Source organism: Oceanobacillus sp. M60, assembly GCF_053839645.1.
Window position 1 is genome coordinate 24,889 of record NZ_JBSSNH010000011.1, and the last position, 23,707, is coordinate 48,595.

Annotated in this window: 25 protein-coding genes; 24 read left to right on the plus strand and 1 reads right to left on the minus strand. The window is 41.7% G+C overall.

What is annotated here, in order from left to right; all coding sequences use genetic code 11:
- The first annotated feature begins 143 nt into the window (after window positions 1-143).
- The 5 genes from rpoC (at window position 144) to tuf (ending at window position 8,453) form a co-directional block, all read left to right on the plus strand.
- Window positions 144-3,758 (plus strand): DNA-directed RNA polymerase subunit beta', encoded by a 3,615-nt coding sequence (gene rpoC / locus ACW0TQ_RS20905; protein ID WP_042530759.1) that lies wholly within the window; start codon window positions 144-146, stop codon window positions 3,756-3,758.
- A gap of 349 nt (window positions 3,759-4,107) precedes the next feature.
- Window positions 4,108-4,527, plus strand: coding sequence for a 30S ribosomal protein S12 (gene rpsL / locus ACW0TQ_RS20910; protein WP_042530761.1), 420 nt, complete (start codon window positions 4,108-4,110; stop codon window positions 4,525-4,527).
- Window positions 4,528-4,563: 36 nt separating this feature from the next.
- The gene (gene rpsG / locus ACW0TQ_RS20915) at window positions 4,564-5,034 is read left to right on the plus strand and encodes a 30S ribosomal protein S7 (RefSeq protein ID WP_040985105.1); all 471 of its coding nucleotides are present in this window, start codon (window positions 4,564-4,566) and stop codon (window positions 5,032-5,034) included.
- Between the two features lie 42 nt (window positions 5,035-5,076).
- Window positions 5,077-7,155, plus strand: a complete 2,079-nt coding sequence (gene fusA / locus ACW0TQ_RS20920; RefSeq protein WP_193064169.1) for an elongation factor G — start codon at window positions 5,077-5,079, stop codon at window positions 7,153-7,155.
- Window positions 7,156-7,262: 107 nt separating this feature from the next.
- Window positions 7,263-8,453 (plus strand): elongation factor Tu, encoded by a 1,191-nt coding sequence (gene tuf / locus ACW0TQ_RS20925; RefSeq protein WP_042530767.1) that lies wholly within the window; start codon window positions 7,263-7,265, stop codon window positions 8,451-8,453.
- A gap of 108 nt (window positions 8,454-8,561) precedes the next feature.
- On the opposite strand, the gene glpX is transcribed toward tuf, so the two are convergent.
- Window positions 8,562-9,509, minus strand: coding sequence for a class II fructose-bisphosphatase (gene glpX / locus ACW0TQ_RS20930; RefSeq protein ID WP_193064170.1), 948 nt, complete (start codon window positions 9,507-9,509; stop codon window positions 8,562-8,564).
- Window positions 9,510-9,880: 371 nt separating this feature from the next.
- Between glpX and ACW0TQ_RS20935 the strand changes: the two genes are divergently transcribed.
- From ACW0TQ_RS20935 to rplN, 19 genes are all read left to right on the plus strand, one after another.
- Window positions 9,881-11,242 (plus strand): sigma-54 interaction domain-containing protein, encoded by a 1,362-nt coding sequence (locus ACW0TQ_RS20935; protein ID WP_193064171.1) that lies wholly within the window; start codon window positions 9,881-9,883, stop codon window positions 11,240-11,242.
- A gap of 221 nt (window positions 11,243-11,463) precedes the next feature.
- Window positions 11,464-12,159 carry a CoA transferase subunit A gene (locus tag ACW0TQ_RS20940; protein WP_193064172.1) on the plus strand — a complete coding sequence of 232 codons (696 nt, stop codon included), beginning with the start codon at window positions 11,464-11,466 and terminating at the stop codon, window positions 12,157-12,159.
- A 24-nt stretch (window positions 12,160-12,183) separates the two neighbouring features.
- Entirely contained in the window at window positions 12,184-12,858 is a 675-nt protein-coding gene (locus ACW0TQ_RS20945; protein ID WP_042530773.1) for a 3-oxoacid CoA-transferase subunit B, read from the plus strand.
- Between the two features lie 78 nt (window positions 12,859-12,936).
- On the plus strand, window positions 12,937-13,713 hold the full coding sequence (locus ACW0TQ_RS20950; protein WP_455725987.1) for a 3-hydroxybutyrate dehydrogenase: 777 nt from the start codon (window positions 12,937-12,939) through the stop codon (window positions 13,711-13,713).
- Between the two features lie 24 nt (window positions 13,714-13,737).
- Window positions 13,738-14,916, plus strand: coding sequence for a thiolase family protein (locus ACW0TQ_RS20955; protein ID WP_455725988.1), 1,179 nt, complete (start codon window positions 13,738-13,740; stop codon window positions 14,914-14,916).
- A gap of 123 nt (window positions 14,917-15,039) precedes the next feature.
- A complete protein-coding gene (locus tag ACW0TQ_RS20960) occupies window positions 15,040-16,323 on the plus strand; it encodes a GntP family permease (protein WP_455725989.1) in 1,284 nt (427 codons plus the stop codon).
- A 223-nt stretch (window positions 16,324-16,546) separates the two neighbouring features.
- A complete protein-coding gene (locus ACW0TQ_RS20965) occupies window positions 16,547-17,872 on the plus strand; it encodes a short-chain fatty acid transporter (protein ID WP_193064173.1) in 1,326 nt (441 codons plus the stop codon).
- Between the two features lie 369 nt (window positions 17,873-18,241).
- On the plus strand, window positions 18,242-18,550 hold the full coding sequence (gene rpsJ, locus ACW0TQ_RS20970; protein ID WP_042530782.1) for a 30S ribosomal protein S10: 309 nt from the start codon (window positions 18,242-18,244) through the stop codon (window positions 18,548-18,550).
- Between the two features lie 28 nt (window positions 18,551-18,578).
- Window positions 18,579-19,208 carry a 50S ribosomal protein L3 gene (gene rplC, locus ACW0TQ_RS20975; protein ID WP_042530784.1) on the plus strand — a complete coding sequence of 210 codons (630 nt, stop codon included), beginning with the start codon at window positions 18,579-18,581 and terminating at the stop codon, window positions 19,206-19,208.
- Window positions 19,209-19,234: 26 nt separating this feature from the next.
- Window positions 19,235-19,858 carry a 50S ribosomal protein L4 gene (gene rplD / locus ACW0TQ_RS20980; RefSeq protein WP_042530785.1) on the plus strand — a complete coding sequence of 208 codons (624 nt, stop codon included), beginning with the start codon at window positions 19,235-19,237 and terminating at the stop codon, window positions 19,856-19,858.
- Window positions 19,858-20,145, plus strand: a complete 288-nt coding sequence (gene rplW, locus ACW0TQ_RS20985) for a 50S ribosomal protein L23 (RefSeq protein WP_042530787.1) — start codon at window positions 19,858-19,860, stop codon at window positions 20,143-20,145. Before rplD ends, rplW begins: the two co-directional genes overlap by 1 nt.
- Before the next feature lie 42 nt (window positions 20,146-20,187).
- The gene (gene rplB / locus ACW0TQ_RS20990) at window positions 20,188-21,018 is read left to right on the plus strand and encodes a 50S ribosomal protein L2 (RefSeq protein ID WP_042530789.1); all 831 of its coding nucleotides are present in this window, start codon (window positions 20,188-20,190) and stop codon (window positions 21,016-21,018) included.
- A gap of 57 nt (window positions 21,019-21,075) precedes the next feature.
- Window positions 21,076-21,354: a 30S ribosomal protein S19 gene (gene rpsS, locus ACW0TQ_RS20995; RefSeq protein WP_042530791.1), complete on the plus strand. Its 279-nt coding sequence runs from the start codon at window positions 21,076-21,078 to the stop codon at window positions 21,352-21,354.
- A 19-nt stretch (window positions 21,355-21,373) separates the two neighbouring features.
- Window positions 21,374-21,715, plus strand: a complete 342-nt coding sequence (rplV, locus tag ACW0TQ_RS21000; protein WP_042530793.1) for a 50S ribosomal protein L22 — start codon at window positions 21,374-21,376, stop codon at window positions 21,713-21,715.
- 3 nt (window positions 21,716-21,718) lie between these two features.
- On the plus strand, window positions 21,719-22,360 hold the full coding sequence (gene rpsC, locus ACW0TQ_RS21005) for a 30S ribosomal protein S3 (protein ID WP_042530795.1): 642 nt from the start codon (window positions 21,719-21,721) through the stop codon (window positions 22,358-22,360).
- An 18-nt stretch (window positions 22,361-22,378) separates the two neighbouring features.
- The gene (gene rplP, locus ACW0TQ_RS21010) at window positions 22,379-22,813 is read left to right on the plus strand and encodes a 50S ribosomal protein L16 (protein WP_042530797.1); all 435 of its coding nucleotides are present in this window, start codon (window positions 22,379-22,381) and stop codon (window positions 22,811-22,813) included.
- Window positions 22,803-23,003 (plus strand): 50S ribosomal protein L29, encoded by a 201-nt coding sequence (rpmC, locus tag ACW0TQ_RS21015; RefSeq protein WP_042530799.1) that lies wholly within the window; start codon window positions 22,803-22,805, stop codon window positions 23,001-23,003. The genes rplP and rpmC overlap by 11 nt, the downstream gene beginning before the upstream one ends.
- A 26-nt stretch (window positions 23,004-23,029) precedes the next feature.
- Window positions 23,030-23,293, plus strand: a complete 264-nt coding sequence (rpsQ, locus tag ACW0TQ_RS21020; protein ID WP_042530801.1) for a 30S ribosomal protein S17 — start codon at window positions 23,030-23,032, stop codon at window positions 23,291-23,293.
- Window positions 23,294-23,335: 42 nt separating this feature from the next.
- Window positions 23,336-23,704, plus strand: coding sequence for a 50S ribosomal protein L14 (gene rplN, locus ACW0TQ_RS21025; protein ID WP_040985075.1), 369 nt, complete (start codon window positions 23,336-23,338; stop codon window positions 23,702-23,704).
- Window positions 23,705-23,707 lie beyond the last annotated feature (3 nt).

Below are 23,707 nucleotides of genomic sequence, written 5' to 3' on the forward strand. Positions count from 1 at the left end.
TAGAATTTCCTTTTCCTTAGAACCATTCTGCGCTTTCTATAAAAACGAAACCTGATTTAAGAAAATCCCCGACTTTCGCCGAGACATGACGATAAGCCAGGTTTTCTCAAACTTTCTTAACTTGTAAAAGGGAGGATTGCCCCTTGTTGGATGTAAATAATTTTGAGTACATGAAAATAGGGCTTGCTTCACCAGAAAAGATTCGTTCTTGGTCTTACGGTGAAGTGAAAAAACCAGAAACAATTAACTATCGTACGTTAAAACCAGAAAAAGACGGTTTATTCTGTGAGCGTATCTTTGGCCCGCAGAAGGATTGGGAATGTCACTGTGGTAAATATAAACGCGTTCGTTACAAAGGTGTTGTCTGTGACCGCTGTGGCGTAGAAGTAACCAAAGCGAAAGTGCGCCGTGAACGTATGGGACATATTGAACTTGCTGCACCGGTATCACACATTTGGTACTTCAAAGGTATCCCAAGCCGTATGGGATTAGTATTGGATATGTCTCCCCGTGCATTAGAGGAAGTTATCTATTTTGCTGCATATATCGTAACAGACCCGGGAAGCACGCCGCTTGAGAAAAAGCAATTGCTTTCTGAAAAAGAGTTTCGCTCTTATTATGATAAATATGGCAATAACTTTAAAGCTCAAATGGGAGCAGAAGCTATCCGCAAATTATTGCAAGACCTTGATTTAGAAAAAGAAGTGGATGCACTGCGTGAAGAGTTGAAATCAGCTCATGGTCAGCGTCGTACTCGTGCAATCAAACGCTTGGAAGTAATGGAAGCATTCCGTAATTCTGGAAACGAAGCAAGCTGGATGATTTTAGATGTTCTTCCGGTTATCCCTCCAGAAATTCGTCCAATGGTTCAATTAGACGGCGGACGTTTCGCTACTTCAGATTTAAATGACCTTTACCGTCGTGTTATCAACCGTAACAACCGTTTAAAACGTCTGCTCGATTTAGGTGCTCCAAGCATTATCGTTCAGAACGAAAAACGGATGCTTCAGGAAGCTGTCGATGCCTTGATCGATAATGGCCGTCGCGGCCGTCCGGTAACAGGACCAGGTAACCGTCCGTTAAAATCTCTTTCTCATATGCTGAAAGGGAAGCAGGGGCGTTTCCGTCAAAACCTGTTAGGTAAACGTGTTGACTATTCCGGACGTTCCGTTATCGTTGTTGGACCGCATTTGAAAATGTACCAGTGTGGTCTGCCAAGAGAGATGGCGTTAGAGCTATTCAAACCATTCATTATGAAAGAACTCGTATCCAGAGGCCTTGCTCACAACATTAAATCAGCGAAGCGAAAAATTGAAAGAGTGCACCCTGATGTATGGGATGTTCTGGAGGATGTTATTAAAGAACACCCGGTACTGCTTAACCGTGCACCAACGCTTCACAGATTAGGTATTCAGGCATTCGAACCTACATTGGTCGATGGCCGTGCTATCCGTTTGCATCCGCTTGTATGTACCGCATATAACGCTGACTTTGATGGAGACCAAATGGCTGTACACGTTCCGCTTGGAGCAGAAGCACAGGCAGAAGCAAGAATCTTAATGCTGGCAGCACAAAACATTCTTAACCCGAAAGACGGGAAACCAGTTGTTACACCATCACAGGATATGGTACTTGGAAACTACTACCTTACCTTAGAGCGTGAAGGTGCTGTTGGAGAAGGTTCTTACTTCAAAGATACGAACGAAGCATTAATTGCTTATCAAACTGGGTATGCTCATCTGCATACACGTATTGCAGTGCAAGCATCCAGCTTAAATAATAAAACATTTACAGAGAAACAAAATAGCCAGCTATTGTTAACTACAGTTGGTAAGCTGATCTTTAATGAAATTCTTCCGGATTCTTTCCCTTACATGAACGAACCTACAAAAGGGAATTTAGAAGAAAAAACACCAGAAAATTATTTTATTGATCCTGGTACAGACATTAAAGAGGAAATTAAAAACCGTGAAGAGGTTAAGCCATTTAAGAAAGGCTTCTTAGGTGATATTATTGCGGAGGTATTCAAACGATTCAAAATCACAGAAACCTCTAAAATGCTTGACCGTATGAAAGATTTAGGCTTCAGCTATTCTACCAAAGCCGGTATGACAGTTGGTATCTCAGATATCGTTGTACTTGCTGAAAAACAGGGTATCTTAGATGAAGCACAATCGAAAGTAGATAAAGTGTTAAAACAATTCCGTCGTGGTCTGATTACAGAAGAAGAGCGTTATGACCGTGTCATTGCCATCTGGTCAGAAGCGAAAGATGTTATTCAGGATCGCTTGATGGGCTCATTGAGCAACCGAAATCCGATTTATATGATGAGTGATTCCGGTGCCCGTGGTAATGCATCAAACTTCACCCAGCTTGCTGGTATGCGTGGATTGATGGCTGACCCATCTGGTAAAATCATTGAAATCCCAATCAAATCAAGTTTCCGTGAAGGACTAACAGTAATGGAATACTTTATTTCCACACACGGGGCTCGTAAAGGTCTTGCCGATACAGCACTGAAAACAGCCGATTCAGGTTACTTGACCCGCCGCCTTGTAGATGTGGCACAGGATGTTATTATTCGTGAGGAAGATTGCGGAACGGATCGCGGCTTGAAAGTTGCTGCACTCGTAGACGGCTCAGAAGTGATTGAACCGCTTCTAGATCGTTTGATTGGCAGAACAGCATTCGAAAATGTGGCACATCCGGAAACAGGAGAAGTCATTGTCGAGAAAAATGAACTTATTCACGAAGACCAGGCAAAAGCTATTGTGGAAGCCGGTATCGAGGAAGTCATTATTCGTACTGCCTTCACTTGTAACACAAAACATGGCGTATGTCAGAAATGTTATGGCCGTAACTTAGCTACAGGCTCCGATGTAGAGGTTGGCGAAGCGGTTGGAATTATCGCAGCTCAATCTATCGGTGAGCCTGGTACACAGCTGACAATGCGTACCTTCCATACAGGCGGGGTTGCCGGAGACGATATTACGCAAGGTTTACCGCGTATCCAAGAGCTGTTTGAAGCCCGTAATCCAAAAGGGCAGGCAGTCATTACAGAAGTTGCCGGTACCGTTCTGGAAATGAAGGAAGTGAAGGATAAACAAGAAATTGTTATCCAAGGGAATGTAGAACAGCGCAGCTATGCCGTTCCTTACAACGCCCGTATGAAAGTTCAAGAAGGAGATCAAGTGGAAGCCGGGCAAGAGCTTACAGAAGGTTCCGTTGATCCAAAAGAACTTCTTCGAGTGAAAGGTGTAGAAGGTGTTCAAGACTACTTGCTGAAAGAAGTACAGCGTGTATATCGTATGCAAGGGGTAGAAATTGGAGACAAACACGTTGAGGTAATGGTTCGCCAGATGCTTCGTAAAATCCGTGTTGTATCTTCTGGAGATACAGAAGTATTGCCAGGTTCCCTGCTTGAACTGCACCAATTCCGAGATGCAAATCATAAGGTATTTAAAGAAGGTACAGAGCCTGCAACAGGCCGCCCGGTATTACTTGGTATTACCAAAGCATCGCTTGAAACAGATTCCTTCTTATCAGCTGCATCCTTCCAAGAAACGACTCGTGTCTTGACAGATGCTGCGATTAAAGGAAAACGCGATGAACTTCTCGGCTTAAAAGAGAATGTTATCATTGGTAAACTTGTTCCAGCTGGTACAGGGATGCCTCAATACCGTACGTTAGAAGCAGAGCTTGATGCGCCGGAATCAGATGAAGAAGTCGCAGACGAAGAAAGCACACAAAGAGTATAATATGTAATCAGGAGGGAGCCTCTCCCTCCTGATAATAAATAAGTGCGCTATTTTTGAAAGCAGTCTAAAAAAATACCATGAATATATTGACAAACAATATTGAGGGTGGTACTATATTCAAGGTGCTTCTGATTATGCTTGCAAAAGTAATTATCAGAGCAGAGCCTAATCGGAACTTCGGTTTATGCTAAATAATAATAACAAAAAGCAATCTGAGTATAAGGTAAATCATTTTTCGCATTGATTTGTGAGAGATTTTTTTATCACTAAAAATGAACCACCTGGATGTGTGGTATTACAAAAGGTTGTTGTTTGATTACTAAATTGAAATTGAGAGGAGGAAAATGCAATGCCAACAATTAATCAGTTAGTGCGTAAAGGCCGTGTGTCAAAGTCAAAGAAATCTGACTCACCAGCACTTAATAAAGGTTATAACAGCTTTAAAAAGAAAATGACTGATGAGAACGCTCCGCAAAAGCGTGGTGTATGTACTCGTGTAGGTACACTGACTCCTAAGAAACCAAACTCTGCACTTCGTAAATATGCGCGTGTACGTTTGTCTAACAACATGGAGGTAACTGCATACATTCCTGGAATTGGTCACAATCTGCAGGAGCATAGTGTTGTTCTTATCCGCGGCGGTCGTGTAAAAGACTTACCTGGGGTACGTTATCACATCGTACGTGGTGCACTTGATACTGCTGGAGTAGAAGGCCGTATGCAAGGTCGTTCAAAATACGGAACGAAAAAACCGAAACAGAAAAAATAAATAAAATTACTCATATGAAGGAAAGGAGGATGTACAATGCCTCGTAAAGGTCCAGTACCAAAGCGTGATGTATTACCAGATCCGCTTTATAACTCAAAATTAGTTACACGTCTCATTAATCAAATTATGATTGATGGTAAGCGTGGTAAAGCACAAAAAATCCTTTATAATGCGTTTGAATTAGTTGCTGAAAGAAGCGGCCAAAACGCAATGGAAGTTTTTGAGCAGGCAATGAAAAATGTTATGCCAGTACTTGAAGTACGTGCCCGCCGTGTTGGTGGTTCAAACTATCAAGTGCCAGTGGAGGTTCGTCCAGAACGTCGTCAAGCGTTAGGATTACGTTATATTGTTAACTACTCCCGTCTGCGCGGAGAAAAAACAATGGAAGAACGTCTTGCTAATGAAATTCTTGATGCTTCTAATAACACAGGAGCTGCTGTTAAGAGAAGAGAAGATATGCATAAAATGGCAGAAGCGAACAAAGCATTCGCTCACTACCGTTGGTAATATAAATCTAACAAAAGCTTTTTATAGGAAGGAGAAGAATACATGGCTAGAGAGTTCTCCTTGGAAAAGACACGTAATATCGGTATTATGGCGCACATTGATGCGGGAAAGACAACAACTACTGAGCGTATTCTTTTCTATACAGGACGTATTCATAAAATTGGTGAAACCCACGAGGGTGCTTCACAAATGGACTGGATGGAACAAGAGCAGGAGCGTGGAATCACGATTACTTCCGCTGCAACAACTGCTGCTTGGAATGACCATCGTATAAACATTATCGATACACCTGGACACGTGGACTTCACTGTTGAAGTTGAGCGTTCCCTTCGTGTACTTGATGGTGCGGTAACTGTACTTGATGCACAATCAGGTGTAGAGCCACAAACGGAGACAGTATGGCGTCAAGCGACAACATACGGTGTTCCTCGTATTGTGTTTATTAACAAAATGGATAAAACAGGTGCTGACTTCTTGTATTCAACGAATACATTAAAAGAACGCCTTGGTGCAAACGCACATCCAATTCAAATGCCAATTGGTGCTGAAGATGAATTTAACGGAATTATCGACTTGATCAAGATGGAAGCTCACATCTATTTAGATGATTTAGGGCAAAAATCGGAAACAACTGAAATTCCTGATGAATTAAAAGACCAAGCGGAAGAGCTGCGTGCTAACTTGATTGAAGGCGTAGCCGAAACGGATGAAGAGCTTATGATGAAGTATCTTGAAGGAGAAGAAATCTCTGAAGAGGAGCTTGGAAATGCAATTCGTCAAGCTACGTTGAATGTTGATTTCTATCCGGTACTTTGCGGTTCTGCATTTAAAAACAAAGGTGTTCAGTTAATGCTGGATGCGGTTATCGATTATCTTCCTGCTCCAACAGATGTACCTCCAATCGAAGGTATTGTTCCTGGAACAGAAGAAAAAGTAACTCGTCCATCATCTGATGAAGGTCCATTCTCTGCATTGGCATTTAAAGTAATGACTGACCCTTATGTTGGTAGATTAACATTCTTCCGTGTGTACTCTGGTACACTTAAATCAGGTTCTTACGTGAAGAACTCTGTAAAAGATAAGCGTGAGCGTATTGGACGTATCCTGCAAATGCACGCAAACTCCCGTGAAGAAATTTCGATTGCATATGCTGGCGAAATCGCTGCTGCGGTAGGCTTGAAGGATACTTCAACAGGTGATACTCTATGCGATGAAAAGGATCTTGTTATTCTTGAGTCCATGGAATTCCCTGAGCCGGTTATCTCGGTTGCGATTGAACCAGAAACAAAAGCAGACCAGGATAAAATGGCCATTGCTCTTGCTAAACTTGCAGAAGAGGATCCAACTTTCCGTACAGAAACAAACGTAGAAACTGGTCAAACAATCATCTCTGGTATGGGTGAGCTTCACTTAGATATCATCGTTGATCGTTTAAAACGTGAATTTAAAGTTGGTGCACAAGTTGGCGCTCCGCAAGTTTCTTACAGAGAAACATTCCGTGTTGCTGCTGAAGTAGAAGGTAAATTCGTACGTCAGTCTGGTGGACGCGGACAATTCGGTCACGTTTGGGTTAAATTTGAGCCAAACGAAGAAGGCGCTGGATTCGAGTTTGTTAACAATATCGTTGGTGGTGTTGTTCCTCGTGAATACATCCCGGCTGTTCAACAAGGTATCGAAGAATCCATGGAAAATGGTGTCCTTGCCGGATATCCATTAATCGACGTAAAAGCTACATTATTTGATGGAAGTTATCATGATGTCGATTCCAACGAAATGGCGTTTAAAGTAGCTGCTTCTATGGCATTAAAAGCTGCTAAAAACAAATGTAATCCAGTACTTCTTGAACCAATAGAGAGAGTAGAAATTGTTGTCCCAGAAGAATACATGGGAGACATCATGGGTGATGTAACATCGCGTCGTGGACGTGTAGAAGGTATGGAAGCACGCGGAAATGCTCAGGTAATTAAAGCTTTCGTACCGCTTGCTGAAATGTTTGGTTATGCAACTGCATTACGTTCAAACACGCAAGGACGCGGAGTGTACACAATGCACTTTGACCACTATGAAGAAACACCTAAAAGTATTACAGAAGAAATTATCAAGAAAAATGCAGGTCAATAATTGATTTTTTCTTCAATCTGACGTATAACATTTAATAAAGGCTGGGAAATTTTTAACGATTTCCTGGCATATAAAAAATTGCTATATATTTAAAGGAGGAACTATAAATGGCTAAAGAAAAATTCGACCGCTCGAAAAGTCACGTAAACATTGGAACAATTGGTCACGTTGACCATGGTAAAACAACTTTAACTGCTGCAATCACTACAGTAATGGCAAAAAGAAATGGTGATGGCACTGCAATGGCTTATGACCAAATTGATGGTGCTCCAGAAGAGAAAGAACGCGGAATTACAATCGCAACTTCTCACGTAGAGTACGAAACTGAAACTCGTCACTATGCACACGTTGACTGCCCAGGTCACGCTGACTATGTTAAAAACATGATCACTGGTGCTGCACAAATGGACGGAGCTATCCTTGTAGTATCTGCTGCAGATGGCCCAATGCCACAAACTCGTGAGCATATCCTATTATCTCGTAACGTTGGGGTACCTTCTATCGTAGTATTCCTTAACAAAACAGATATGGTAGACGATGAAGAGCTACTTGAATTAGTAGAAATGGAAGTTCGTGATTTATTATCTGAATATGATTTCCCTGGTGATGATGTACCAGTTATCGCAGGTTCTGCTCTTAAAGCACTTGAAGGCGATGAAGAGTATGAAGAAAAAATCGTTGAATTAATGGCTGCAGTGGACGAATATGTTCCAACTCCAGAACGTGATACAGATAAACCATTCATGATGCCAGTTGAGGACGTATTCTCTATCACTGGTCGTGGTACTGTTGCTACAGGCCGTGTTGAGCGTGGAGAAGTTCGCGTTGGAGACGAAGTAGAAATCATCGGTATCAACGAAGAATCTTCTAAAACTACTGTAACTGGAGTAGAAATGTTCCGTAAGCTTCTTGACTATGCTGAAGCTGGTGATAACATTGGTGCACTACTTCGTGGTGTTTCCCGTGAAGATATCAACCGTGGACAAGTACTAGCTAAGCCTGGTTCAATCACTCCACATACAAACTTCAAAGCAGAAGTTTATGTATTATCAAAAGATGAAGGTGGACGTCATACGCCATTTTTCTCTAACTACCGTCCACAGTTCTACTTCCGTACAACGGATGTAACTGGAGTAATCACGCTTCCAGAAGGAACTGAAATGGTAATGCCTGGAGATAACATCGAAATGTCAGTAGAACTTATTGCACCAATCGCGATTGAAGACGGAACTCGTTTCTCTATCCGTGAAGGTGGACGTACAGTTGGATCTGGCGTTGTATCTACTATCGAAAAATAATAAATGCTTTTCATATAGGAAGGCAGCGTGACGACGTTGTCTTTCTATTCCTAATAAAAAAGAACCTTCGATAAATTATCAGCTGATTATCGAAGGTTCTTTTTTATATTATACAGTAACTTTAGGGTGTTCCGTTGCAATATGGCGAAAGCATTTATCTAATCCATTTAAAACGATAGAATGTGTTATAAAGACATCTTGATTATTCTCAATTCCTTGTGAGAGCATATTACTGGTTATACTTGTAGCTATAAAAGCGCATTCATCTGTGTTGACCAGCTCATGGTGAGAAAGTGCTTCATTTGGGCGGGCAAGTCCCATAGATACGCAACGATTCCATTGCTCATCTGTATTAGGAAGCAACCTTGCCTGCATCTCTCCGCCTAAGCTTTTTACTCCGACAGCTGCCAGAACTCCTTCTGGTGCACCGCCGATACCAATAAATAAGTCAGCGTTGCCTTGGCGATGTATACATGTTGAAATGGCAGGGATAATATCGCCCTCTTCAAACAATTCTGTTCGAACACCTAAAGCACGTGCTTCTTCTACCCAGTGATTGTGTCTTTCTCTATCCTGTGTAATTATTTTTAATTCTTCCAGCTTCTTTCCTTTGGCCTCTGCAATGATACGCAAGTTTTTCTCCAGAGGAAAATCAATATTAATTTTGCCGGCTGCTTCCGGACCAGTTACAATCTTCTCCATATACATATCAGGCGCATGAAGCAGTGTACCTTTCTTTGCAATGGCAATGACGGCAATCGCATTATTTTTTCCTTTAGAAGTAGAAGTAGTCCCATCAATTGGATCAACAGCCAAGTCAATGCCTTTTCCGTGTCCAGTGCCCACCTTTTCACCGATAAACAGCATAGGCGCTTCATCGATTTCTCCTTCCCCGATAACGATTTCCCCGTCCATATGGATTTTATTTAGCTGGGTACGCATCGAATCTGTAGCTGCCTGATCAGCTTCTATTTTATTTCCCGTGCCAATCCAAGGATATGTTGCAAGTGCTGCGGACTCGGTAACATGCAGAAATTCTTGAATGAACTGGTTCATAACTGCCAACTCCTTTAGAATTTTTATTTGTAAAACGAAATAACGATTATGAAATACATCATTCAGAAGGTGCTTTTAAAGTGATATAACAAAATGAGTATTAAATTAATAGTAATACAGTTTTTATTTTATATCAATATATTTCATTTATTATTGATTATTATTTTTAGTTTTTATTTCGTGGTGCTTGTTAAGATAGCGATATGTAATGAAGGAATAAGACTGTGGTGTAACTGCCATATGGTATAAAAAGTTAGAAAAAAACAACTCCTCCAATAGATATGAATTTGTTATGATAAAAGAGCAGTAAATGAAAATACGTGTTAGTGAATTGGATATGCAATCAGGATTTTTGTGATGGGAGAGAGAAGATGCTTTTTAATAATAAGTACAGAGAAGAGATTATTGAAGCTGTATTTGAAAAAACTAATTTTTGTTTTGTTGTAGTCAATCGAGAGGGATTGATTACTTATTTAAATAAAAATTACTGTGATTTCATTGAGGTGACATTAGACGATGTGCTGGGTAAGCATGTCACCGATGTTATTGAAAATACCAGGATGCATATTGTCGCAGAGACGGGAACAGAAGAAATTGCAGATCTGCAATATATAAAAGGGAACCATATGATTGCAAATCGCATCCCGCTGTTTGCTGAAGGGGAGCTAGTTGGAGCTGTCGGAACCGTGCTATACAAAGACACCGAAGAATGGAAGAAAATGAACTCCCATGTGAAAGCGTTGTTATTAGAAATTGAAAACTATCAGAAAAAATTACGTAATCCAAAAGGGGCCACCTATTCATTAAATGATATTGTCGGCAGCTCTATCCAGATAAATGACATTAAAGAAAAGATTAAAAAGGTTTCGTCAGGAGATGCCTCGATATTATTAGAGGGAGGCAGCGGCACGGGAAAGGAGCTATTTGCCCATAGTATTCATCATTTAAGTGAACGCAGTGCTAAGCCATTTATAAAAGTGAACTGTGCAGCCATTCCAGTAGATTTACTGGAGTCCGAATTATTTGGTTATGAAGGCGGCGCATTTACCGGAGCTAAAAAAGAAGGAAAAAAGGGTAAATTTCAACTGGCTGATGGCGGAACACTGTTTTTGGATGAGATTGGAGATATGCCATTAACGGCACAGGTTAAAATTCTTCGTGCGCTGCAAGAAGGAGAGATTGAAGCAGTTGGAACGGAAAAAACACAGAAAATTGATGTCCGAATTATTTCTGCAACAAATCAGTCAATTGAAGAGCTGATAAAGGAGAATCGTTTTCGGGAGGATCTTTATTACCGGATTAATGTAATTTCCATTAAAATTCCTCCTTTAAAGGAAAGAGCGGAAGATATTCGGGTAACGGCAAAGTTTTTGCTGAGGAAAATCACACAGCGTACAGGCAAACGAGTGGTCAGCTTCAGTGATGCGGTAATGCATTTCTTTATGCACTATGATTGGCCGGGGAATGTCCGCGAACTGGAAAATGTGATTGAATCTGCAGTACATCTGACCAATACAGAAATGATTGAATTGGAAGACCTGCCTGATCATATGCAGCAAAGCCTCTATATAACGGAAGACGGGATGGGGTTGAAAGAAATTTTGAGCAGAGCAGAAAAACAAGCTTTGCTACATGCTATCCACAAATCAAATGGAGATAAGATAAAAGCTGCTGATTTACTTGGAATCGGCAAGTCGAGTTTTTATGAGAAAATAAAAAAATATGACTTATAGATTCCAGAAACGTGGAATAAATTCCGTGAATCCGGAAAAATTAAAACTCTTTCTGTGTAAGTGCTTACAAATACATAAATGTTAGCGGAAGGCCTGTATTCCATAAATCTGGAATACGGGCCTTCTGTTTATCGGCTTACTTTGTTGTCTATCCTTTATTCTTCTGTTTAATCATTTTTGGCATGTTTTTTGCTACTGTACTGTGGAGGGGGGAGATGCAAATGAAAACAATTTATACATCTTTTGAAGACGCTGTAAAAAATATTCAGGATGGTTCCACGATTATGGTAGGAGGGTTTGGGCTGGTCGGTATTCCCGAGAATCTTATTTTGGCATTGGTGGACTCAGGAGTTAAACACCTTACAGTTATATCGAATAATTGCGGAGTAGATGATTGGGGACTGGGATTACTTTTAAAAAATAAGCAAATAGATAAAATGATTGGTTCCTATGTTGGAGAAAATAAAGAGTTTGAACGGCAGGTGCTGGCGGGAGAATTAGAGGTAGAATTAACACCTCAGGGCACGCTGGCAGAGCGGATTCGGGCAGGGGGGGCAGGTATTCCTGCGTTTTATACACCGGCTGGAGTCGGAACCCCTGTTGCAGAAAATGGAGAAGTGCGTGTTTTTGATCGAAAAGAGTATTTGCTGCAGACTGCATTAAAGGCAGATTTCAGCTTAATCAGAGCCGCTGTCGGAGATGATGCCGGAAATTTAGTTTACAACAAGACAGCGAGAAATTTTAATCCGATGATGGCTGCTGCAGGAAAAGTAACCATTGCAGAGGTAGAGCAGCTGGTTGAAACAGGTTCTATCGATCCAGATCATGTCCATACGCCGGGAATCTATGTTCAGGGAATGATTGAAGGGAAACAGGAGAAAAGAATTGAACGTCTGACATTACGGCAGGAAATGTAATCGAGATCAAGGAGGATGAAGGTTATGGTAAAACAATTAGATAAAGCTTCTGTCAGAGAAAGAATTGCCAGGAGGGCTGAAAAAGAAATTGAAAGCGGTTACTACGTTAACTTAGGGATTGGAATGCCTACCATGGTTGCTAACTACATTCAGGAAGGGAAACAGGTTGTCCTTCAATCAGAAAATGGGCTGCTCGGGATAGGAAAGTCTCCTTTAAAAACGGAGGTTGATCCGGATTTGATTAATGCCGGGAAGGAGACGGTTACAGCTCAAATCGGTGCATCCTATTTTAGTAATGCAGAGTCATTTGCAATGATACGGGGGGAACATTTAAATCTTGCTATCCTGGGAGGGATGGAAGTTTCTGAAACCGGGGATTTGGCAAACTGGATGATTCCGGGAAAAATGATCAAAGGTATGGGGGGAGCAATGGATATTGTCCATGGAGCAAAAAAAATCGTTGTTATTATGGACCATGTTAATAAGCATAATGAGCCAAAGATCTTAAAAAAATGCAGCTTGCCTTTAACCGGCAAACAGGTCGTCAATCGAATTATTACCGATCGAGCGGTGATTGATGTGGAGGAAGATGGTCTTATGCTTGTCGAAGTAGCAGAAGGCTGGACGGCAGAAGAGATTATCGCGTCAACAGAAGCTGAGCTTCGAATTAGTGAGCATTTGCAACCGGGAGCTTATTAATCTCTTTGCCGGAAAGCTGGTATGATTGGATATAAAATGAAACTTTATTAAGGGTTAGTATTGCGAGGGGGATTATATATGATAGAAAATAAAGTAGTTTTTATAACAGGTGCAGCAAGCGGTATCGGGTATGAAATTGGCCGTGCGTTTGCAAAAAACGGTGCAAAGGTAGCTTTGTCAGATGTGAATGAAAAGAAAGTGGTGGAGGCTTCGGAGAATTTAAAGAAGAAGGGCCATGACTGTATCGGACTGAAATGCGATGTTACCAGTGAAGAAGAGCTTAAACAGGCTTTGGATTACACAGAAGAAAAGTATGGAAGAATCGACGTTTTAATTAACAATGCAGGGTTACAGCATGTATCTGCTATTGAAGATTTTCCAACTGAAAAATTTGAGTTTATGACTAAGGTTATGCTGGTTGCTCCATTTATGGCAACCAAGCTTATTTTCCCGCTGATGAAAAAGCAAGGATTTGGACGGATTATTAATATGGCTTCGATTAATGGGCTGATTGGTTTTGCAGGTAAGGCAGCCTATAACAGTGCTAAGCACGGGGTGATCGGTTTGACCAAGGTGTCTGCTTTAGAAGGAGCTGCAGATGGGATTACGGTGAATGCGATTTGCCCTGGGTATGTCGACACGCCGCTGGTGCGCGGACAGTTTGAGGATTTGGCAAAAAATCGTGGTGTGCCAATTGAAAAAGTACTGGAAGAAGTATTATACCCATTAGTGCCTCAGAAACGGCTTTTAGATGTTCAGGAGGTTGCGGATTATGTCATGTTCTTAGCCAGTGATAAAGCAAAGGGAATTACGGGGCAGGCAATTGCATTAGATGGCGGCTATACAGCTCAATAATAAAAAGAAGAGGTGAGAATAAAAATGACAAATGTATATTTGATTGAAGGAGCAAGAACACCATTTGGCACCTTCGGCGGAAGTTTGAAGGATGTCGGACCTGCTGAATTAGGTATAGCAGTTAGTAAGGAAGCAATTCGCCGCAGCGGAATACCGGCCGAAGTTATTGATCTGAGCGTTTTGGGCAATGTTATTCATTCCGAAAAGAATGCGCCCTATCTTTCCAGACATGTCGCGCTGCAGGCGGGCATACCGTTAGCGAGTCCTGCTTTGACGGTCAACCGTTTATGCGGCTCCGGCCTGCAGTCTGTCGTCTCGGCCGTGCAATCCATTTTACTCGGCGAGGCGAGTGTGGCACTGGCTGGAGGAGTCGAAAATATGAGTCAGTCTCCCTATGCATTAAGGGGAAGCAGGTTCGGGACAAAATTAAAAACACCTCAGGTGGATGACATGCTTTGGGCAGCTTTAACCGATGAATATATTGGTTCGGGGATGGGAGTTACTGCAGAGAATTTAGCTGAGAAATATCATATTTCCCGTGAAGAACAGGATGTATATGCTTGTTTGAGTCACCAGCGGGCTGCAAAAGCACAGAAAGCAGGAAAGCTGGAGGAGGAAATCATTCCAGTGGAGATAATGTCCAGAAAAGGAACAACAGTTGTAAATACGGATGAGCATATCCGTGAGAGTACGACGGTGGAGAAGCTTGCAGGGCTCAAGGGTGCTTTTAAGAAGGATGGAACGGTGACAGGAGGGAATGCCAGCGGGATTAATGATGGTGCTGGAGCAGTTATTGTAGCCGATGAGCACTACGTAGAGCGGCATCAGGTAAAGCCTCTGGCAAGAATCGTGTCATGGGGAGTTGCGGGCGTGGAACCGGAATATATGGGGATTGGGCCGGTGCCTGCGATAAAACAGGCCTTAAAAAAAGCCGATCTTACCTTGGATGATATAGATGTAATAGAAGTAAATGAGGCATTTGCTGCCCAGTATTTAGCTGTTGAAAAAGAGCTTGGCTTGGATCGGGAAAAGGTCAATGTCAATGGGGGCGCTATCGCTTTGGGACATCCGATTGGAGCCAGCGGAACAAGGGTGCTCTACACATTAGCAAAGGAGCTGAAACGAAGCAGGAAGAAATATGGCATTGCCTCCTTATGTATTGGTGGAGGGCAGGGGATTGCGATGATTTTGGAGGCTGTTTAACCTGAAATGATACATCAAGAATAGATTCTTCTCTGCTGTGAGAGGGCAATTTAATTTGCGGTAAAATGATTTGTTCTTTCTAATTAGCATAGCGACAAAAAAGAGAGAAATGGAGGGGTATGCATGTTTGGAATTATATTAGGCTTAGTTGTGCTGATGGTTCTTGCTTATTTAGGGTGGTCTATTATTTGGGTAGCGCCCATTGCAGCAGGAGTAGTGGCACTAGCTGGAGGTCTGGATCTTTTAGAGGCATATACAGACACATATATGAGCGGGTTTGTTAATTTTGCTAAGCAATGGTTTCCTGTGTTTATGCTGGGGGCAGTTTTTGGCAAGTTGATGGAAGACACAGGGATGGCGAAGTCCGTTGCTATTGCATTAACAAAGGTAATTGGCACGAAACGGGCTATACTGGGGGTGCTTGTTTCCTGTGCGGTTTTAACCTATGGAGGGGTCAGTTTATTCGTTGTCGTGTTTGCTGTTTATCCATTAGCGTTGACATTATTCCGGGAGGCGAATATCAGCAGACGTCTGATTCCGGGTACTGTCGCATTAGGGGCTTTTACATTTACGATGACAGCTATTCCCGGGACTCCTCAAATTCAAAACTTAATTCCGGTTCCGTATTTTAATACGAATGCGATGGCAGCTCCGGTTATGGGGATAACAGCAGCTGTTATTATGGCTGTTGGCGGTTATGGTTACATGCGATGGAGAGAAAAGCAGCTGACTGCAAAAGGGGAGGGCTATACCGAGCCAAAAGATAATAAAATCGTACAGGTAGAAGGGAACGCGCCTCATTTTATATTATCTATCTTACCGTTAGTCACCGTTGTGGTAACGTTGAATATTTTTCAATGGGATATTGTGATTGCTTTATTGTCCGGAATTATTCTGCTGCTTCTATTAAATATTACGAAATTCAGAGGGTTTGTGAAAGCAATTAATAGTGGCGCAGTAGGCTCTGTTACAGCCATTGTAAATACCAGCGCTGCTGTTGGGTTTGGTACGGTTGTTCAGGCGGTGCCGGGCTTTGATCGGTTGACGGCGCTGTTAATGGGAGTGAAAGGAAACCCCTTAATTTCTGAAGCCATTGCAGTAAATGTTTTAGCCGGCTCCACAGGCTCTGCTTCAGGCGGGATGGGTATCGCCTTGGAAGCTTTAGGGGAGAGATATTATGAGCTGGCACTCAGTACAGGTATTGCTCCGGAAGCATTCCACCGAATTGCGTCTCTTTCCTCGGGAGGACTGGATACGATGCCGCATAATGGTGCAGTGCTAACGTTGCTTACCATTACAGGGATGACACATAAAGACAGCTATAAGGATATTTTTGTAGTAGCGGTAGCTATTCCAGTTTTAGCAACAGCGGCCGCAATCATTTTAGCGTCTTTGGGCATCTACTAGAGGGATAGATAAAACACAAATCCAACAGCCGGGTTGTGATCGTATACGTTTTGAATTCTGTGAAAGGAGCAGAATGAAAACTTGGCTGCTGGAAGTTTTATTCATAAGAAGTCGTGCTAAAGAAACGGTATGTCATAATATATTATAGAAAGAACCGAAACGGTGATGCTGTTGGAAGAGTGTTTCGATTGATAATATAGCAGCATACAAGGGGGGAGCTCGATTGAAAGTTTTAACAAGATTCTTTGACAGGGTGGTACAGAGATATTTACCAGATGCATTTTTATTTGCTGTTATTTTAACGATTTTGGTTTACTTACTGGGTGTCACTATAACAAGTAGCGGCCCGGTGGAAATGATAACGTATTGGGGAGAGGGTTTTTGGGACCTGCTTGAATTTGGAATGCAAATGTCACTGGTGGTTGTGACAGGGTATATTTTAGCAAGTACACCTGTTGTGAAAGGTTTTTTAGCGAAACTCAGCAGAGCGGCAAAAACACCGGGGCAAGCGGTGATGCTGGTAACATTCGTTGCTTTGCTTGCTTGTTTAATAAACTATGGCTTTGGACTTGTTGTCGGAGCATTATTTGCTGTTCATGTGGCAAAGCGGGTTCCTGCAGTGGACTATCGGATATTGATTGCCAGCGCCTACAGCGGTATGGTCATCTGGCATGGCGGTTTTTCCGGGTCGGTACCGCTGCTCATTGCCACACCAGGGCATTTTTTAGAAGATGCTATTGGAATAATTCCTGTAACAGAGACATTGTTCAGTTCATTTAATCTGTTTATTGTCATTACCTTATTAATTACACTTCCGCTTTTTAATCGGTACTTATTAAAGGGAGCAGATCCTATAGGTAAAATCGATCCTTCATTATGGAAGGAAGAATCCGGAGAGGAAACGGAAGCGGAAGTTCCTCAGTCGGTAACACCCGCAGAAAGGCTGGAGAACAGTCAGGCCTTGTCTTTTCTGATTGGCATGATGGGACTCCTTTTTATTGGGTATCATTTCGTTGCCAATGGATTTGACCTAAATATCAATATCGTCAATTTTATTTTTCTTTTCTTGGGAATCCTTCTTCACAGAACACCAAGACGGTTTCTGGATACGGTAGGGAGAGGTGTGAAGAACGCCGGCGGAATTATTATACAGTTTCCATTCTACGCTGGAATAATGGGGATGATGGTGGCATCTGGATTATCAGATAAGATTTCATTATGGTTTGTCAGTTTCGCAACCGAATATACACTGCCTATTTTCACTTTTCTCAGCGCAGGTTTGGTTAATGCGTTAGTACCTTCCGGCGGCGGACAATGGGCTGTCCAAGGCCCTATCATGATACAAGCAGCGCTTGAAATTGGAGCCGATACAGCAAAAACAGCCATGGCAGTTGCCTGGGGAGATGCCTGGACAAATATGATACAGCCATTTTGGGCCCTGCCTGTACTCGCCATTGCCGGGTTGAAGATTCGGGATATTATGGGCTTTTGTGTCATGATTCTACTGTTTACCTTTATTCCGATTGCGATCGGGTTTCTACTATTATAACGGAAAGTTTATATAAGATTGTGAAGCGGAACGGTAAAACAGCCGATTCCGCTTATTCATTGTTTTATTTAAAAGTATTTAGCACAAGAACAAGCAGAATTTCTGATATTATATAAGGAAATAAAAAAACTTTTAAAATAAGCTTGCAATCATACTGGATGCTATGTATAATATAAAAATGTGCAAACTTGTAGATAGCTATGTATAAGCTTGCTAAGGTCAAAGATATTTGTTATACTAATGTAGTTGACCAATTAATGCGATGATGCGGAAGGTTGTTGGCACACCCGGCCCCTTTGCCATGGCGGTGTGTTAAGGAATTTTCGCGGAGAATGTCTATAATAATATAGGCGAGAAGGAGGGAAAATGATGGCAAAAGAGAAAATCAGAATTCGTTTAAAAGCATACGATCACCGCATCTTAGATCAGTCTGCTGTGAAAATTGTGGAAACTGCAAAACGTTCCGGAGCAAAAGTGTCTGGTCCGATTCCATTGCCGACTGAAAGAGCTGTTTATACAGTGTTGCGTGCGGTTCATAAGTACAAAGATGCTCGTGAACAGTTCGAAATGCGTACGCACAAGCGTCTGATCGATATTCTTGAGCCTACACCAAAAACGGTTGATGCGCTGATGCGTTTAGATCTTCCATCTGGTGTAGATATTGAAATTAAATTATAATTCGTTTTAAATACAGGAGGTGTAACGGATGACGAAAGGAATCTTAGGTCGTAAAATCGGCATGACTCAGCTTTTCTCTGAAAATGGAGAACTTGTACCAGTAACAGTTGTTCAAGCTGAGGCAAATGTTGTGTTGCAAAAGAAAACATTAGAAAATGATGGTTACGAAGCGTTGCAAATCGGTTTTGCTGATAAAAAGGAATCACGTACAAACAAAGCGGAGAAAGGTCATGCTGAGAAAGCAGGCACTGCCCCTAAGCGCTACGTTCGTGAAATCCGTGGCGCAGAGGTTGACAACTATGAAGTTGGTCAAGAAATCAACGTTGATATCTTTGAAGCCGGTGAAAAAATCGATGTGACAGGAACATCTAAAGGGAAAGGATTCCAAGGTGCTATCAAACGTCACAATCAACAACGCGGACCAAAAACACACGGTTCTCATTTTCATAGAGCTCCAGGTGCGATGGCTGCAATTGATGCAATGCGTGTTTTCAAAGGTAAAAAATTACCAGGTCATATGGGTTCTGAACAAAAAACAATTCAAAACCTTGAAGTTGTCAGTGTAGATACTGAAAAGAATTTACTTCTGATTAAAGGAAATATCCCTGGTGCAAAAAAATCTTACGTAAAAATTACGAGTGCAGTAAAAGGTAACTAATCACATAAACGAAGGGAGGATATGTCATGCCTAAAGTAGCACTTTTAAAACAGGATGGAAGTAATGTTGGAGAAATCGAATTAAATGACGCTGTTTTTGGTATCGAGCCAAACACACATGTACTTCATGAAGCGGTTGTTATGCAACGTGCATCTTTACGTCAAGGTACACATGCTGTTAAAAATCGTTCAGAAGTTCGTGGCGGAGGCCGCAAACCATGGCGCCAAAAAGGAACTGGCCGTGCACGTCAAGGATCTATCCGTTCACCACAATGGGTTGGCGGTGGAACTGTTTTCGGACCTACTCCACGCAGCTATAGCTATAAATTACCAAAGAAAGTTCGTCGCTTAGCGTTAAAGTCAGCATTATCTTCTAAAGTAAAAGAAGAAAGCTTGTTTGTTTTAGAAGCAATCACAATTGATGCTCCAAAAACAAAAGAAATTGTAAATATCTTAAACGGACTTAAAGTTGAAGAGAAAGCACTTGTTGTTCTTTCTGAGAAAGACGAAACAGTTGCCCGCTCTGCGAACAACTTACAAAACGTAAAGGTATTAACTGTAGAAGAATTAAATGTACTTGACTTGCTTACGCATGACAAGCTGATCATCACAAAAGATGCAGCTGAAAAAGCAGGGGAGGTGCTCGCATAATGAAAGATTTGCGCGATGTAATTAAACGCCCTGTCATTACAGAGAATTCTGCTGACTTAATGGCAGAGAAAAAATACACGTTTGAAGTAGCTGTAAAAGCGAACAAAACAGAAATCAAAGATGCTGTAGAAACCATCTTTGGTGTGAAAGTAGAAAAAGTAAACACAATGAACCTTAAAGGTAAATTTAAGCGAATGGGCCGCTACGGTGGATATCGTCCAGACCGTAAAAAAGCTATCGTTCAGTTATCGGCAGATAGCGAAGATTTAGATTTCTTTGAGGCTTAATCATACGAATGAATATATTCCAAACTAAAAGGAGGGACAACGATGGCGATTAAAAAGTATAAACCAACCTCAAATGGTAGACGTAATATGTCTGGATCAGACTTTGCAGAGATTACTACGAATACCCCTGAGAAATCCCTTTTAGCTCCATTATCTAAACGTGGTGGACGTAACAATCAAGGGAAATTAACGGTTCGTCATCACGGCGGCGGTCATAAGCGCCAATATCGTATTATCGACTTCAAACGCGATAAAGATGGTGTGCCAGGACGCGTTGCTACAATCGAATACGATCCTAACCGTTCAGCAAACATTGCATTAATCCATTATGCTGATGGGGAGAAACGTTATATCCTTGCTCCGAAAAATGTTAAAGTAGGGCAAGTAATTGAATCTGGTGAAAATGCAGATATTAAAGTAGGTAACGCATTACCGCTTGGAAGCATTCCAGTAGGTACTGTTATCCATAATATCGAATTAAAACCGGGACGCGGAGGCCAAATTGCTCGTTCTGCTGGTGCAGAAGCTCAAATCTTGGGACGCGAAGAAAAATATACACTTGTACGCCTTGCTTCTGGAGAAGTTCGTTTAGTATTAACAACTTGCCGTGCTACAATTGGTCAAGTCGGTAACATTGAACATGAACTCATCCGTGTAGGTAAAGCTGGTCGTTCCCGTTGGAAAGGTATCCGTCCAACTGTTCGCGGTTCTGTTATGAACCCTAATGATCACCCGCATGGTGGTGGTGAAGGACGCGCGCCAATCGGACGTAAATCACCAATGTCACCTTGGGGCAAACCAACACTTGGTTACAAAACACGTAAACGTAATAAACCATCTGATAAGTATATCGTTCGTAGACGTAAAAAATAAACGGAAAAACGGGCGGGCTAAAGCACCCGTCTCTAATCCCTGGAAGGAGGCTTATCCATGGGTCGCAGTTTGAAAAAAGGACCTTTTGCAGATGACCATCTAATGAAGAAAATTGAAGTATTGAACACAGAAGACAAGAAGCAAGTAATAAAAACTTGGTCTCGTCGCTCAACAATTTTCCCGCAATTCGTTGGTCATACCGTTGCAGTATATGATGGACGTAAGCATGTGCCAGTATATATCACGGAAGATATGGTCGGTCATAAATTAGGTGAATTCGCACCAACTCGTACGTACAGAGGACACGCTGGTGACGATAAAAAAACAAGACGTTAAATGAGAGGAGGTACCAGGCATGCAAGCTAAAGCCGTTGCGAAATCAGTTCGTATTGCTCCTCGTAAGGTTCGTTTAGTTGTAGATCTAATTCGAGGAAAAGAGGTTGGCGAAGCAATCGCTATTTTAAAACATACACAGCGCGGAGCTTCTCCAGTCGTAGAAAAAGTATTAAATTCTGCTGTTGCGAACGCAGAGCACAACTATGAAATGGATGCAGACAATTTAGTAGTATCTGAAGCATATGTGAACGAAGGAGCTACTTTGAAACGTTTCCGTCCACGTGCACAAGGACGTGCAAGCAGAATCAATAAACGTACCAGCCACATCACAGTTGTGGTAAACGAAAAGAAGGAGGGATAGTCAGTGGGTCAAAAAGTTAATCCAACAGGTCTTCGCGTAGGTGTCATTAAGGACTGGGAGTCTAAATGGTACGCTGGGAAAGACTATGCAGACTTACTGCATGAAGATATTAAAATCAGAGAATATCTTGAAGGACGTCTTAAAACGGCTGCTGTTTCTTCTATTGAAATTGAACGTGCAGCAAACCGTGTAAACATTACTATCCATACTGGCAAACCAGGTATGGTCATTGGTAAAGGCGGATCCGAAGTTGAAGCTTTACGTAAATCTTTAAACAACTTAACTGGCAAACGAGTTCATATCAATATCGTTGAAATCAAAAAAGTAGATATTGATGCAGCACTTGTTGCTGATAATATTGCTCGTCAATTAGAAAATCGTATTTCATTCCGTCGTGCTCAAAAGCAAGCTATCCAACGTGCGATGCGTGCTGGAGCTAAAGGAATCAAAACACAAGTATCTGGACGTCTAGGCGGTGCGGACATCGCTCGTGCAGAACATTACAGTGAAGGAACAGTACCACTTCATACTTTACGTGCTGACATTGACTATGGTACAGCAGAAGCTGATACTACGTATGGTAAATTAGGTGTTAAAGTATGGATTTATCGTGGAGAAGTCCTTCCAACAAAAACCGATAAATAAGGGAGGGGGCTCATTACTATGTTAATGCCTAAACGTGTTAAATATCGTAGACAACATCGTGGTAAAATGAGAGGCCAAGCAAAAGGCGGTACAACTGTTTCTTTCGGAGAATATGGTTTACAAGCACTTGACGCTTCTTGGATTACAAGCCGCCAAATCGAGGCAGCGCGTATTGCAATGACTCGTTACATGAAACGTGGCGGTAAAGTTTGGATCAAAATCTTTCCAGACAAACCTTACACTGCAAAGCCTTTAGAGGTTCGTATGGGTTCCGGTAAAGGTGCTCCAGAAGGATGGGTAGCAGTAGTAAAGCCTGGTAAAATTATGTTTGAAATTGCAGGTGTATCTGAAGAGGTAGCTCGTGAAGCACTTCGACTTGCAGCACATAAATTACCTATTAAAACGAAATTCGTAAAACGTGAAGAAATTGGTGGTGAAAGCAATGAAGGCTAAAGAAATCAGAGATTTAACCACTGCCGAAATTGAAAAAAATGTTAAAACGTTGAAAGAAGAGTTATTTAATTTACGTTTCCAATTAGCTACTGGTCAATTGGAAAACACTGCACGTATCCGTGAAGTGCGCAAATCAATTGCTCGTCTTAAAACCGTTGTTCGCGAGCGCGAACTAAGTGCAAATAACTAAAGATTCCAGAGGGGAGGTTAACCTCAATGTCTGAACGTAATGATCGTAAAGTTTATACTGGTCGTGTTGTATCCGACAAAATGGATAAAACTATTACAGTTTTAGTTGAAACTTACAAATTCCATAAGCTTTATGGAAAACGTGTTAAGTATTCTAAGAAATTTAAAACACATGATGAAAACAATGTTGCAAAAACTGGTGATGTTGTAAAAATCATGGAAACTCGCCCGCTATCAGCTACAAAACGTTTCCGTTTAGTAGAAGTAGTAGAAGAAGCGGTAATTATTTAATAAAGTTCGCTCGGAAGGTATCCGAAGGGAGGTCACAGTGTTATGATTCAACAAGAAACTCGTTTGAAGGTTGCAGATAACTCTGGTGCTCGTGAAGTATTAACCATTAAAGTATTAGGCGGTTCCGGTCGCAAAACTGCCAACATTGGTGATGTAATTGTTTGCACGGTCAAACAAGCAACACCAGGGGGCGTTGTCAAGAAAGGCGACGTTGTAAAGGCAGTGATTGTACGTTCTAAATCTGGTGCTCGTCGTAAAGATGGTTCTTACATCCGTTTTGATGAAAATGCTGCCGTAATTATCCGTGATGATAAAAGTCCAAGAGGAACTCGTATCTTCGGACCTGTTGCACGTGAATTACGTGAGGCTCAATTCATGAAAATCGTATCTCTAGCTCCAGAAGTTTTATAAGAA